The sequence below is a fragment of the Ferrimonas sp. genome (genome assembly GCF_048263965.1).
Lineage (GTDB): Bacteria > Pseudomonadota > Gammaproteobacteria > Enterobacterales > Shewanellaceae > Ferrimonas.
In genome coordinates this window covers 80,840-94,306 of record NZ_JBLXDO010000001.1, presented here as the reverse complement: position 1 = coordinate 94,306, position 13,467 = coordinate 80,840, and the positions used below count along the sequence as shown (strand labels likewise).

The 13,467-nt window shown below is 58.8% G+C and carries 12 protein-coding genes; 6 read left to right on the top strand and 6 right to left on the bottom strand.

Annotated features, from left to right (window positions below; all coding sequences use genetic code 11):
* Positions 1–7: 7 nt before the first annotated feature.
* The 5 genes from ACN0RV_RS00455 to ACN0RV_RS00435 all read left to right on the top strand — a co-directional run bounded on the left by ACN0RV_RS00455 (position 8) and on the right by ACN0RV_RS00435 (position 5,805).
* Positions 8–745 carry a cupin domain-containing protein gene (locus ACN0RV_RS00455; protein WP_417344588.1) on the top strand — a complete coding sequence of 246 codons (738 nt, stop codon included), beginning with the start codon at positions 8–10 and terminating at the stop codon, positions 743–745.
* 70 nt (positions 746–815) lie between these two features.
* The gene (locus tag ACN0RV_RS00450) at positions 816–1,292 is read left to right on the top strand and encodes a DUF3299 domain-containing protein (RefSeq protein ID WP_417344586.1); all 477 of its coding nucleotides are present in this window, start codon (positions 816–818) and stop codon (positions 1,290–1,292) included.
* A 114-nt stretch (positions 1,293–1,406) separates the two neighbouring features.
* Positions 1,407–2,489 (top strand): hypothetical protein, encoded by a 1,083-nt coding sequence (locus ACN0RV_RS00445; RefSeq protein WP_417344584.1) that lies wholly within the window; start codon positions 1,407–1,409, stop codon positions 2,487–2,489.
* A gap of 182 nt (positions 2,490–2,671) precedes the next feature.
* A complete protein-coding gene (locus ACN0RV_RS00440) occupies positions 2,672–4,999 on the top strand; it encodes an alkaline phosphatase D family protein (RefSeq protein ID WP_417344583.1) in 2,328 nt (775 codons plus the stop codon).
* 170 nt (positions 5,000–5,169) lie between these two features.
* Positions 5,170–5,805 carry a GntR family transcriptional regulator gene (locus ACN0RV_RS00435; RefSeq protein WP_417344581.1) on the top strand — a complete coding sequence of 212 codons (636 nt, stop codon included), beginning with the start codon at positions 5,170–5,172 and terminating at the stop codon, positions 5,803–5,805.
* Here ACN0RV_RS00435 and ACN0RV_RS00430 read toward each other — a convergent pair whose 3' ends face one another.
* The 3 genes from ACN0RV_RS00430 to ACN0RV_RS00420 all read right to left on the bottom strand — a co-directional run bounded on the left by ACN0RV_RS00430 (position 5,806) and on the right by ACN0RV_RS00420 (position 7,951).
* Positions 5,806–6,279, bottom strand: a complete 474-nt coding sequence (locus tag ACN0RV_RS00430) for a cupin domain-containing protein (protein ID WP_417344579.1) — start codon at positions 6,277–6,279, stop codon at positions 5,806–5,808. It abuts the gene before it with no gap.
* A gap of 50 nt (positions 6,280–6,329) precedes the next feature.
* Positions 6,330–7,145: a hypothetical protein gene (locus ACN0RV_RS00425; protein WP_417344577.1), complete on the bottom strand. Its 816-nt coding sequence runs from the start codon at positions 7,143–7,145 to the stop codon at positions 6,330–6,332.
* Positions 7,146–7,390: 245 nt separating this feature from the next.
* Positions 7,391–7,951: an ABC transporter ATP-binding protein gene (locus tag ACN0RV_RS00420; protein WP_417344575.1), complete on the bottom strand. Its 561-nt coding sequence runs from the start codon at positions 7,949–7,951 to the stop codon at positions 7,391–7,393.
* A 166-nt stretch (positions 7,952–8,117) separates the two neighbouring features.
* Between ACN0RV_RS00420 and ACN0RV_RS00415 the strand changes: the two genes are divergently transcribed.
* Positions 8,118–8,852, top strand: coding sequence for a hypothetical protein (locus ACN0RV_RS00415; protein ID WP_417344573.1), 735 nt, complete (start codon positions 8,118–8,120; stop codon positions 8,850–8,852).
* Positions 8,853–8,911: 59 nt separating this feature from the next.
* Here ACN0RV_RS00415 and ACN0RV_RS00410 read toward each other — a convergent pair whose 3' ends face one another.
* The 3 genes from ACN0RV_RS00410 to ACN0RV_RS00400 all read right to left on the bottom strand — a co-directional run bounded on the left by ACN0RV_RS00410 (position 8,912) and on the right by ACN0RV_RS00400 (position 13,465).
* Positions 8,912–9,910 (bottom strand): formate dehydrogenase subunit gamma, encoded by a 999-nt coding sequence (locus ACN0RV_RS00410; RefSeq protein WP_417344572.1) that lies wholly within the window; start codon positions 9,908–9,910, stop codon positions 8,912–8,914.
* A gap of 67 nt (positions 9,911–9,977) precedes the next feature.
* Complete coding sequence (gene fdh3B / locus ACN0RV_RS00405) at positions 9,978–10,571, bottom strand: formate dehydrogenase FDH3 subunit beta (RefSeq protein WP_417344570.1); 594 nt, start codon at positions 10,569–10,571, stop codon at positions 9,978–9,980.
* A 23-nt stretch (positions 10,572–10,594) separates the two neighbouring features.
* Positions 10,595–13,465: a formate dehydrogenase subunit alpha gene (locus ACN0RV_RS00400; RefSeq protein ID WP_286340863.1), complete on the bottom strand. Its 2,871-nt coding sequence runs from the start codon at positions 13,463–13,465 to the stop codon at positions 10,595–10,597.
* Between the last annotated feature and the right edge of the window lie 2 nt (positions 13,466–13,467).

Sequence of the window (13,467 nt, the reverse complement as noted above, 5' to 3'; positions counted from 1 at the left end):
AACGATGATGAAAAAACTCACTCTCACTCTTGCTGCTCTGATGGTCAGCGGTGTCGTATGCGCCGCCGACAAACCAGCAGATCAACCCTGGCACAACGAGAAGCCTCTGCCTTACACCCCCTATGCACCCACCAAGCTGATGCCTCAGGTGTGTAAGCAGAAGCAGGCCCTGGCCTACCTGGAGGAGCTGAAGTCCGGCAAGAAGGACATCTACACCGTTAAGTCCAATGACCACGGCGGTAAGGGTGCCAACGACTCTGGCTGGCTGACCTGGACCATCGACAACCCAGACAAGCTGATCCCCTGCCCCAAAGGCGGCGCCTCTGCCACCGAAGTGGGCATGTGCTGGAAAGAGCTGAACGACGAGCCTACCGTGATCGGTCTGGTGCGCGTGGCCCCAGGTACCGCCATCCCCCACTACCACCGGGAAATGGAGTGCTACTACGGTCTGAGCGGCGAGGGTCTGACCTGGTCCCAGGGTCGTATGCAGCACTTCCAGCCTGGTGATTACATCGAAATCCCCTCCAAGGCGATGCACTACACCCCCAACACCTATGACGATCAGGATCTGATCTACATGTACTGGTTCCCTCAGGATGGCAAGTTCTCCACCTTCAAGTACCAGTGGCCTCAGGATGTTGGCCCAGGTGAAACCCTGATGTTCGACTTCATCCCCTACACCCAGTCTCACGCCGTACGTGAAGGCCGTGGTGGCTATGGCTTCGATGCGGTTCGTCCTCAATAAGGGACTCACCCTTTAGTTATCTCCAGGTTTATGGCCGGCGCAAGCCGGCCATCTTTTCCAGGTAAGCACCATGAAACTGACTCCACTGCTACTGCTGGCCGCCCTGCTCGCCCTGCCAACCCAGGCGCAACCCCGTTCCCTGCTGTGGCCCGAACTGGCTGGCAGCAACACCGACGCCCAATCGGTGTTTGATCGCATCAATCCGGCCCTGGACGGCAAGCAGGTCGTGATCCCCGGCTTTGTTATCGAGAACAGTGTGGCCGCCGCCCTCCCCGGCCACGGCCACGAACACGTCGACGCCCAGGCCTCCTCGGCGCCCACCATCACCGTTCTCAGCCCTCAGCCGGAGATCTGTCTGCACAAGCCGCCACCACCGGCCAACCAGCTGATCCAGGTGAAGCTCAAGCCAGACGTCACCCTGGAGGCGGAACAGGGCAAACCTGTCTACCTCATCGGTGAACTGCAGGTGGATAAGCACCTCTCGGGCCTGTTCAGCACCGCCTACACCCTGTGGGTCTCCGCGGTGGAGCCCTATCCGGTGCCATGACAAGCGTGGCTCTTTGGCTAACGGCTAATGTGCCCCGTCGCAGCCGGAGCAGATGGCCATCCCCGAAGACAAGCACGCCCCAGCCTGGATTTTCCAAGTCAGGAATTGAATAAAATGAATAAGATGAAATTGGTCAGCCTGCTGGCATTGACCCAGTTTACCCTCACCCCACAGGTGCACGCAGCGTCCGCCGATGACAGCATGAACTTCGGTGGCTTCCTGCGCGCCAACTACGGCTGGAAGGACTACAGCGACGCCTCCAAGGACAAGGGCGGTGATTTCGCCTTCGACGCCCTTTCCCTCACCTTTGACGGGATGATCGACGGCGTGGGCCTGAGCGCCGACTATCGCATCGCCAACGGCCTCAACTATGTCAAACGCGCCTACGGCTACATGAATTTCGGGGACACCACCCAGGTTCAGGTGGGCATCGTCAAGGTGCCGTTCGGCAAGCAGGGCTTTGTCTCCAACTCCTACTGGTTCAGCACCAACTACTACCTGGGCTTCGAAGACGACTACGATGCCGGTGTGAAGATGATGTACGACCGTGATCAGTGGCACCTGGATCTGGCCTACTTCGCCAGCGCCGAGTACGGCCCCGGCACCGCCGATCGCTACGCCGCCGACATCATCGGCGACAACGAAGAGAGCAATCAGGTCAATGCGCGCCTGGTGTACACCCTGCCTCTGGACCAGGGTCACCTGAAGCTGGGTGCCTCCCTTGAGGCAGGCCAGCTGTATCACGCCGAACTGTCCGACAACGGCGATCGCCAGGCCTACGCAGTGCACGCCGATCTGCAGCTGGGCCCCTGGAACCTGCAGGCCCAGATCACCGACTACAACATCGACACTGCCGACAAGGCGGATACCGTCACAGTTGGCGTAGTGGGTGCCCGCTACGACATCGCCGCCGAAGCGACCGGTTATAACCTCAATCTGGCCCGTCACTTTGACACCAGCTGGGGTGGCTTCACCGTCTACAACGACTATGGTCTGGTCTCACCGGACGGCAAGGGTCAGGACGACTCCATACAGAACGTGTTCGGTGTGTCGGTGAACCGCGGTCCCATCTGGGCCTACTTCGACTACATTGTCGGCGACAACATGACCTTTGCCGGCGGCCCGGGTGTTGGCCTGTCCAACCCGGATTCCCCCACCGACAGCCGCTTCAATATCAACGTCGGTTACTACTTCTAACCCCCGCAGTGGGCGACGCCTCTCTTTTGGTCGCCCGCTCTTTTGTGGTCATACCTGTTCACACTTCTGCAAGAATCTGTTATCAACATAGGGTGCTCACCCCTGAGCCCGCAGCCTTACAGGATGTACAACCCATTGGGTTGATGAGGCAAAGATAACGACAACAAAGCAAGGATGACTCGATGAGCTTTACCCGCCGCCGCTTTCTGCACACCCTGGTGGTTTCCGCCGGGGCCATGACCCTCTCCAGCCTCACCGGCTGCTCCAACGACAACCCGGAAGACAAGGCCGTGGTGCTGCCGGAAATCATGCCGGAGTACTTTCCTCAGTCGGTGATGTCCGGCGATCCCCGTCCCGACTCGGTGATCCTCTGGACCCGGGCCGTGGACGGCGACGGGGATCTGTCCCTGACCCTGCAGCTCTCCACCGACCCCAGTTTCCAGGAGGTGATGGTGGAGGAGGCCTTTACCGCCGCCGCGGCCAACGGACATTGTCTGAAAGTACGGGTAACCGACCTATCCCCCTACAGCCACTACTACTACCGTTTCCTCTATGAGAAAGAGGGCAAGCTGATCAGCTCCCGCATCGGCCGCACCAAGACCGCACCGGCCACCGATGCCGACGTGGAGGTAAAGTTCGGATTTGCCTGCTGCCAGGACTACCTGGGCCGTTACTACAACACCTACCTGTCACTGCTGGCCCGGGATGACCTGGACTTCATGATGCACCTGGGGGACTACATCTATGAGACCAGCGGTGACGCCAGTTTCCAGGCCACCGACGGCGAGCGCCAGTTCGAGTTCCGCGACGGCGACGGTGCACTGACCATAGGCACGGGTGACAGCACCTTCCAGGCCGCAGCCAGCGTGGACAACTACCGCCAGCTGTATGAAGTCTACCGGGCCGATCCGGTTTTGCAGGAGCTGCATGAACGCTACCCCCTGGTGGCGATTTGGGATGACCACGAGTTCTCCGATGACAGTTGGCAGACCAACGCCACCTACCTCGGCGGTGCCGGCAACGAGGAGCAAACAAGCCGCAAACGCAATGCCGAGCAAGTTTACTTCGAATTCATGCCGATAGACCACACCGCCCCCCATGGCGACAGCGGCAGCGGTGCCCTGGAGGTCAACGAAGAGCAGCTGTTCCCCAACACCAAGATCTATCGCGACCTGAGATTCGGACAGCACCTGCACCTGGCGATGACCGACTACCGCACCTTCCGCCCGGATCACCTGATCCCTGAAGATGCCTTCCCGGCCACCGTGGTAATGGACAGTGACACCCTGACCGCCTTCCTCGGAGCCCAGGGAATGCCTCAGGCAGCCATCGATGCCACCCTGGCCCAGATGAGTCCGGTGGTGGACATCGACACCGATGCCCTGGCTCCCTATAAAACCGCCTTCGTGGAGATCTTCACCGGCCTCTACACCCAGGAGCTGATGACCCGGCTGGGGCTGGATCAGCAGAGTGCCCTCGCCGAGGCCGGCGCTCGCGCCACCGCCGCCATCACCGGCAAGCTGACCTCCAGTTACCTTAACCTGGTGCTGGTTCAGGCCCAGGCCACCCTGCCCGACGGCCATCCGCTCAAGGCACTGCCCCCGCTTCCGGAAACCGGCGTGGACACCGGTCTGGCCTACTACACCCTGGGCAAGACCACCCTGTTCTCAGATCTGGGCGCCCGCTACCTGGTGATTCGGGAGACCTTCGACCTCTACGCCGGCTACCTGGAGTTCATGGCCCAGCAGCAGGGCAGCAGCGTCCAGACCCCCTATGACCAGGCCCAATTCAGCTGGCTGCAGGGCGTGCTGACTCAGTCTGACGCCACCCACAAGGTGATGGCCAGCTCAGTCTCCTTCGCGCCGCTGTTGGCGGATCTCTCCCCCAACCGGGCCGACAGCGGTGTGGCGGATCTGGAAGCGGTGCTGGACTCTGATCTGGTGCCTGCCGCCCTGAAGCAGCGCTTCTACCTGAACGTGGACCACTGGGACGGATTCCCTCAGTTCAAAGGCAGCCTGGTCAATGACCTGCTCAGCGCCACAGGCACCCTGACCGTCTCTGGAGATATCCACGCCAGCTTCGTCACCCAACACCCGGCCAATCCCAATACCGGCCTGGCCTCGGTGGACTTCACCACCTCCTCGGTCAGCTCCGGCACCTTCGGCAGTTTCCTGGACGATGGTCTCAACGGACTGCTGGCCCAGTTGGGGGACGTTCCGCCCGAGGTGAGCCAGCTGAAGTACTTCTTCGACACCATCGCCCTGACCGCCAGCAAGCGTGACGACGTCAGCTCCAAGTTGGTCTTCTCCCGCATGTGGGAGCATGGGGTGAGTGTGGCCACCGCCTCCGCCAAGGGTTTCGCCGTGGAGTACTTCAACGTCCCCACGGTGTGGGATGGGGTCAACATGACCAAGACCTCCTTCTACGACAACCGCGCCGCCTTCCTGGCCAATGTCCGCACTCACAGGTTCCACTGGGACGGCAGCGAACTGCAGATGCTGCCCGCCTGATTTAAGCTGGGCTCTGTGATCAGGCCGACTCTCCGGGGTCGGCCTTTTTATTGAAACGCTCATGATATTCTGCTGATATATTGATAATCATATCAATTCACTCAACACTCCTGCCGGCCTAAAGGGTGATCGCCACAGCCCAGCGGCATAGACTCAGAATTGGATCCACAATGGAAAAAGAGGCCTCACTGACGGAAGTCGCCTACTTCGAACTGGAGAGGATGATCACCTTTCAATCTCTGAAGCCAGGCGCCATGTACTCGGAGAAGCAGCTGGCCGAGATGGTGGATGCGGGACGTACTCCGGTGCGGGAAGCGCTACAGAAGCTGGCCTGGGAACAGATGGTGATCATCCACCCTCGCCGGGGCATTCAGATCCCCGAAGTGACGGTGGAAAGTCAGTTGAAACTGCTGGAGATCCGCCGTGCACTGGAAGCCCTGTGCGCCGAGCTTGCGGCCCAGCGCAGCACCCCTGAGCAGAAACGTCAGATGCTGGAATTGGCTGACGCCATCGTCGAGTGTGCCCACCGCCACGACGATCAGACCTTCTTTACCCTGTTGCGTCGGGCGCATGAACTGCTGGTGGAGGGCTCCCGCAACGAGTATATCCGTCAGGCGATGCTGCCCCTGCAGGGCCTCTCCCGCCGTTTCTGGTTTATCCACAAGGGGCCGGACAGCGAGCACCCCGCCACCCTGCATGCGGAGGTGATGAAGGCGGTCGCGTCAGGAGATGCCAAGGCCGCGGCTAACGCCGCCACCCAGGTGATCGACTACCTGCACAGCGTCGCCCTGGCCAGACTCACCTGATCAGCGGGTCAGCTTCTCGATGATGGCCCGGTGCTGCGGGTAGCGGGCCAGCAGATCCTCGCGCTCAAACAGCTCAAAGTCCCCGAAGGTAAAACCAGGAGAGACCATGCAACCCACCAGGGAGTAACCGGGGTTGTTCATGGCCGAACCGAAGATCGTCCCTTTGGGCACCAGCACCTGGGGCCGCTCACCGGCAGCCAGATCCATTCCCAACTGCACCTCTTCAAGCCGCCCATCCGGGTGAATCATGCTGATGGTCATCGACTGACCGCCGTGGAAGTACCACATCTCATCGGCGGTCAGTCGATGGAAGTGGGACACCTCGCCGCACTTGAGCAAGAAATAGATGCTGGTCCACAGGGCACGCTGCTCATCGAAGGCGGTGTCAGAAGCGAAACTGGGAGCGTAGTAGCCGCCCTCCACATGGGGCTGGAGGTTCAGGGAGTGAATCAGGTCATCGGCGTTATGCGTCATGGGATCTCATCGGGCAATCGGGAAAGGGAACAGCTTAGCGGCCAGGGCGGTCAGATCAAGGCGAGAAAAGTGCAGCAGAGGAGCATCAGCAGATACCCCAGGCGCAGCCGCGCCATAAGCTGCCCTTCAAACTGGGGGGCAACATAATTGCCGTAGGCAAGCCAGGACACCAGTCCCTTGCGATGGCTGACATAGGCGGTCACCCAGAAGTAGGTTGCCGTAACGGAGAGCACTGCCGCCAACCCCAGGGTCAAGGAATCAAACTCCACCCGGCTCAGCCAGGTCAGGGCAAACAAGCTGAATATCAGCGCCGAACTCAGCCTGAACCACACCTGGGAACTCATGGCCGCCAGCAGCAACCGGCCGTAGATACCGGGACGAGGCAATACCAGACCAGCGAAACGAATGCGGCTCCACAGGGGCAGCAAGAACCCCAGGGTGGCCAGCAGTGCCAGGGTGATGGCGTAGATGGCCAGGGACCAGGGGGTCACCCATTCGTTCGGCAGCTTCAAAAAGGCGGCGGCCGCCACCACGATGAAGGGCAACAAGTAGGGGGACGCGGCCCTCAGGTGGTTCAACATAGAGCGTGCTCGACCATCCACATAGCTCAGATAGCCCAACTCCTCTCTGTTCCACCATAGCCAGTAGAACAGCGACGGCAGCAAGGCAATCAACAGAAACAGGGAGGCTCCCAGGGGACGGGCCAACGTCTTGGTGGTGTCGAACATCAGATAACCGGGAAGAGGCGCAAACAGCAGCATCAGGGGCACCATCAGGTTGACCAGCCCCAGCAACAGATAGTTAAACCAGGGATGGGAAGCTCGATAGAGGGCCACCTTTCGACGGTGCAGTTGACCATAGTTCATAAGGGGATGTTGACCTATGTTGATTATTTTTGCGCCAACACTTGGCTGTTATGGGTTTAAAGCACTTGGTGATTGCTTCAGAGGATGATGAACTCGGGTAACGCGCGGTGCCCGATGGGGCTGGCCTGACAACCACCACTCTGCGTTGTTCGATCTTGACGTAGAACCACTATGCCTGTGATCGAACGCCTTGATTGGTGGCCGTCACTCTCAGCCAAATCCTAATCGCCATAGGCCAACACCCCCTAAAGACACACCTCGGTATCCACCGCCAGCCGTCGCTGGTGGTCCACCAGTATCATCGGCCTGGCATCGGCCAGTATCGCTTGCTCCACCACAGGAAGGGCTGCCGCATCCAGGCCGTTAAAGGGTTCATCCAACAGCAGCCAGCGGGATTCCATGGTCAGTGCCCGAAGCAGAGAGGCCTTCTTCTCGGTGCCGGTAGAGAGGCTGGCATAGGTCTTACGCATATGGGGCTCCAGCCCCAGTTCGGCGATCAGGCTGGTTTGCAGCCCGGAGTCCACCGGATTATACCTGGCTTCGAAGGCCAGCACTTCGGCCAGGGTCAGCAACCCGGGTGGCACCAAGCCGTCGGAGGCCAGTACTGCTTCCCTGCCTGCCCCTGGGGCAAACACCACCTTGCCACTGTCGGGGGCCACCGCACCGGCGATGATCTTCAGTAGCAGGGTCTTACCTCGGCCATTGGGACCGCTGAGCAGGGTACGGCGGCTGTCAAACCGGGCACTGAAACTGTCCAGCACCAGGCGGCCAGCAAACCCCTTGCTGAGAGCATGACACTCGAGCATGGCATCCTTAAATAAATCAAGTGACTTAGAAGCAGAGTAACACCACCACAAGACGGTAATAGAAGGGAAGTTGTAAGTAAGTCTGAATGACACTAATTGACCCGACCAGTGGGCCTTATTAACATCATAAACTTCAGATAAATAAGCTTAAATGGAGTTAAGCACGATGAGATTTTTTCTTCTTTTCGGCCTGTTGATCACCTCTGCCCTCCCCCTGTGTCACTCAACGGAGTTCAATGGCCCACTTAAGGTTTATATTGAAGGCGACCAGTTGTACTACGATGGTGAACTGACCCAGCAGGGACTAAACACAATACTGCGTGTCAGCACCAATGCCGAAGAGCCACTCCGATGGTTGGTGGTCCGCTCCGGCGGAGGTGAAATAGGCGTTTCCATGGACATAGCAAACTGGATACTGGATAGAAAGCTCAACATTAAGGTGGTGGATGGCTGCATGTCTTCCTGTGCTAACTACCTGTTTGCCGCCGGCAACAAGAAGGTTATTGAACCCGGAGCAGTTGTTGCTTGGCACGGCTCCGCCATTCAGAAAGCGTTTGAGTTCGCCCAGGCCATCGAGAAAGCACTTGCTGACATCACAGACCCGGACGAAAAAGCCAGGATGAGAAAGATAAGCTGGGAAAAAACCAACTCTTACATGAATGCCATGAAGGCAAAACAGGCCAGCTTCTTTGACAGAGCAGGAGTAGACCCCATGGTTACCATCATCGGTCAGGAACCAGAATATCGAGTAGAAAACTTCTGGGCTCTCTCTGTAAAAGATATGGCGCATTATGGCCTTAACGATGTTGAGGCTGCAGCCAACTACCCGAGCACCGATCTCAGCCGTTTCCGCGAGATGGGGCGAGCCGTGGAATTTATTAAACTCAATCACACCCAATAAAGAAAGCCCCGCCAGCCTAAGCTGTGCGGGGCTTGGTTTTCCCTTCCGAGGAAAGCGGTTTAGGCCGATTCGGACTTGTACTGCAAAGTGCCGTTGGCCTTGATCTCGTCATACCACACATTGTGGTGTTGCTTGGCCCAGTTCTCATCACAGTAACCGGACTTCATGCACTCCATGCCGCCTTCAGACATCACGGTGGCCATGAAGATGTGCACGATGGAGAAGGCACAGATGATGATGGCAGAAGCGCCGTGAGCGACGATCGCCAGCAGGCTCAGGGTACGGCTGGGCTCGAATACTGTCGGGAACAGCAAGATGGCGCCAGAGGCAACAATCGCCGCACCAAACAGTACGAAGGTCCAGAACCACATCTTCTCACCGGCGTTGGCAAAGCCAGCGTCCGGGTGCTTGCCCTTGAAGGGGCCAAAGTTGATGTAGCCGCCCACCACCATGAACCAGTCCAGGTCGTACTTGGCCGGGATCTGGTTCTTGGCCCATTTGATGGTCATCAGCAACCAACCAAACATGAACGGAATCGCCATGTAGTCGTGAATAGGCTTGGCCGCCGCCATGATGGCTGCGAAGGTGCCCTGACCCAGGGTTGGCTCAAAGAAGTGACGACCGGCCATCAGCAACAGACCGGTGATGATCAGCAGCAGACAGGGGATGGCACCCAGCCAGTGAATGGCCACGTCCGCCTTGGACCAGCGGAACACCATCTTGCCTGAGTAACCGTCGTGCAACTTGGAGATGCCGTTAACCAGCACGAACAGCACAAACACGCCGATCATGCCGAACAAAGCCAGCATCATGCCGGGAGCCAGATACTGCTCACGCACCGGAATGATGCGCTCGTCATAGGTGTTAATGGGCTTGGCGTGGAACGGGCTCTGGGAGGTGGTGTACCCCTCCTGACCCTGTTGCAGCGCCTGCCATACCACCTCAGTCTGGTTACCCGCCTGTTGGGCTACGGTACCGGGATCATCGGCCGCAAACCCCATCAGCGGCAGCATCAGAGCCACCAGCATCAGCAGAGGTCGTAACAGAGTTTTAGACATAAGTTTCTCCATGGAGAAAAGGGGCGACTGGCGGCGTCCCGTCCAGCGCCCCTTGGGCCGATGCTAGTTAGGCACCAGTCTTGGTGTTAAACACGAAGGCCTGGTTGCCGCCGCGGCTCACCACACGCTCACGGAAGATGGAGGACACAGTGTCCGCATCACCCGCCAGCAGCGCTTTGGTGGAGCACAGCTCGGCGCACATGGGCAGCTTGCCCTCTGCCAGACGGTTGGCACCGTAGAGCTCGCGCTCCTTGGCACTGCCCGCTTCGGTGTCGGGGCCACCGGCGCAGAAGGTGCACTTGTCCATCTTGCCCTTGGAACCGAAGGTAGACTGCTTCGGGAACTGAGGGGCGCCGAATGGGCAGGCATACAAGCAGTAGCCACAACCGATGCAGCGCTCCTTGTCGTGCAGCACGATGCCGTCGTCGGTCTTGGAGAACACATTCACAGGACAAACGGCCATACAGGGCGCGTCAGCACAGTGCATGCAGGCTACAGACAGGGACGCCTCCTTGCCAACCTGACCATCGTTGATGGTCACTACGCGGCGGCGGGAGATGCCCCATTCCAGGGCACTGTCGTTCTCGTTCTTACAAGCGGTGACGCAGCCGTTACATTCGATGCAGCGCTTGGTGTCACACATGAATTTCATGGTTGCCATTGAGCTAATCTCCTCTAACGGCCTTAAGCTTTAACGATCTGACACAGGGACACTTTGGTTTCCTGCATCTGAGTCACCGGGTCATAACCGTAGGTCATGGCGGTGTTGGCAGATTCACCTACCACATAGGGCTTGGTGCTCACGCCACCGCTCTCCGGATACTGCAGCTCTTCGCCTTCGAAGACACCGGCGAAGTGGTAAGGCATGAAACACTCACCCTCGATCACACGCTCGGTGACCATCGCCTGCATGGTCAGTACTGCACCTTCAGGGGACTTGAGCTTGATCTTATCGCCATCGCGGATACCGCGGTCGGCAGCGTCGGCAGGGTTGATCTCAACGAACATCTCCTGCTGCAGCTCGGCCAGCCATGGGTTGGAGCGGGTCTCTTCACCACCACCCTCGTACTCAACCAGACGACCTGTGGTCACCACCAGCGGGAACTTCTTATCCAGGTCCTCTTTGATGACCTTCTGCTGGATGGACTTGTACAGGGTCGGCAGACGGTGAACCTGGCGATCGTCGTACGTGGGGTACTTGGCGATCAGGTCACGACGTGGGGTGTACAGAGGCTCGCGGTGTACCGGAATCTCATCGGGGAAGGTCCACACACGTACACGGGCCTTGGCGTTACCGTAAGGGATACAGCCATGCTTCATGGCAACACGCTGGATACCACCGGAGATGTCGGTCTTCCAGTTCTTGCCTTCGGCGTGCTTCTTCTCTTCGGCGGTCAGCTCATCCCACCAACCCAGCTGCTTGAGCATGTCGGCGGTGAACTCTGGGTGACCGTCACCCAGCTCGTTACCCTTGGAGCCTGGGTCTTCAGCCAGGATGTTGACACCGTTGTGCTCAACACCGAAGCGCGCACGGAAGTTACCGCCACCCTTCATGATGTGCTTGGAGGTGTCATACAGGATGTGGGTACCTGGGTGCTTAACTTCAGCAGTACCCCAGCAAGGCCAAGGCAGACCGTAGGTTTCGCCCTTGGCTGGGCCACCTGGTGCAGCCAGATCTTCCCAAGAGAAGGTGCCCCAGTTTTCCTGGTGGGTCTTCAGACGCTCAGGAGACTGACCGGTCATACCGATGGTCCACATGCCGCGGTTCCACTCGCGGGTGATGTCTTCCACGTTAGGCTGGTTGTTCTGAACGGAGATGCGCTTGGTGTACTGCTCCGCGAAGCCCAGCTTCTTGGCCAGCAGGTACATGATCTCGTGGTCAGGCTTGGACTCAAACGCAGGCTCAACCACCTGGGTACGCCACTGGATGGAGCGGTTGGACGCAGTTACGGAACCATAGGTCTCGAACTGAGTCGCCGCAGGCAGCAGGTAGACACCGTCTTTACGCTGGTGCATCACACCGGCCATGGTTGGATAGGGATCCACAACCACAACGGCGTCCATCTTGTTCAGGGCTTCACGAACTTCGCGACCACGGGTCTCGGTGTTCACGGACTGACCCCAGAAGAAGGCCATGCGAACGTTGTCTTTCTGACCCAGTTTCTTGGCATCTTCCAGAACGCCGTCGTGCCAGCGTGAACATGGGATACCCGGGGTGTTCATGGGCACCTTGCCCAGGTACTCACCCTGGTCGAACTGGCCTTTCACCCAGTCGTAGTCCAGATCCCAAACGTTGGCCCAGTGCTTCCAGGAACCGGTCTTCAGACCATAGTAGCCAGGCAGGGTGTCGAACAGCAGGCCGATATCGGTGGCGCCCTGTACGTTGTCGTGACCACGGAAGATGTTGGCGCCGCCGCCGGAGGTACCCATGTTACCCAGGGCCAGCTGCAGGATGCAGTAAGCACGGGTGTTGGCGTTACCTACGGTGTGCTGGGTACCACCCATACACCATACGATGGTGCCGGGACGGTGCTCAGCCAGAGTCTTGGCTACACGCTTCATCTGCTCACCGGTTACGCCGGTGATGTTCTCTACTTCGGCAGGGTGGTAGTTCTTCACCTCATCACGGATCATCTCCATGCCGTATACGCGGCGACGGATGAAATCAGGATCTTCCCAACCATTCTCGAAGATGTGCCACAGCAGGCCGTAGATGAAGGGGATGTCGGTACCAGGACGGATGTGCACGTACTCGTCGGCGTGGGCCGCAGTACGGGTGAATCTTGGGTCGACAACGATCATCTTGGCGCCGCGCTCTTTACCGGTCAGGATGTGCTGCATCGCGACAGGGTGCGCTTCGGCAGGGTTGGAGCCGATGAAGATCATGCTCTTACAATTGTGCATATCGTTGTAAGAGTTGGTCATCGCACCGTAACCCCAGGTGTTGGCTACGCCGGCTACCGTGGTGGAGTGACAGATACGGGCAGAGTGGTCGATGTTGTTGGTGCCCCACATGGCCGCAAACTTACGGTACATGTAACATTGTTCGTTGGAGAACTTGGCGGAGCCCATGAAGAACAGGGCGTCTGGACCAGACTCTTCACGAATCTTCAGCATCAGGTCACCGATCTCATTGATCGCCTGATCCCAGGACAGTTTCTTCCACTTACCGCCTTCCAGCTTCATGGGGTACTTAACCCGCTTCTCGCTGTGGCCGTGGTGACGGATGGAGGCACCCTTGGCGCAGTGGCCGCCGCGGTTGATGGGGTGGTCGAAGGCAGGCTCCTGACCGGTCCATACACCGTTCTGTACTTCGGCGTAGATACCACAACCCACAGAGCAGTGGGAACAGATGGTACGCTTCACTTCGATAGGGGCGCTGGGATCAACGCTTTGAGACGCTTCAGCCTTACGGATCATGCCGGCACCCAGCATGGACGCAGCGGCGATGCCTCCGGTGGTCACACCGGCATTCTTCAGGAATTGACGACGGTTAAGGCCCAGTCCGACCTTCTTCTCGGCCGCCACAACCTTGGATTGACGTTCCAGTTTCATCG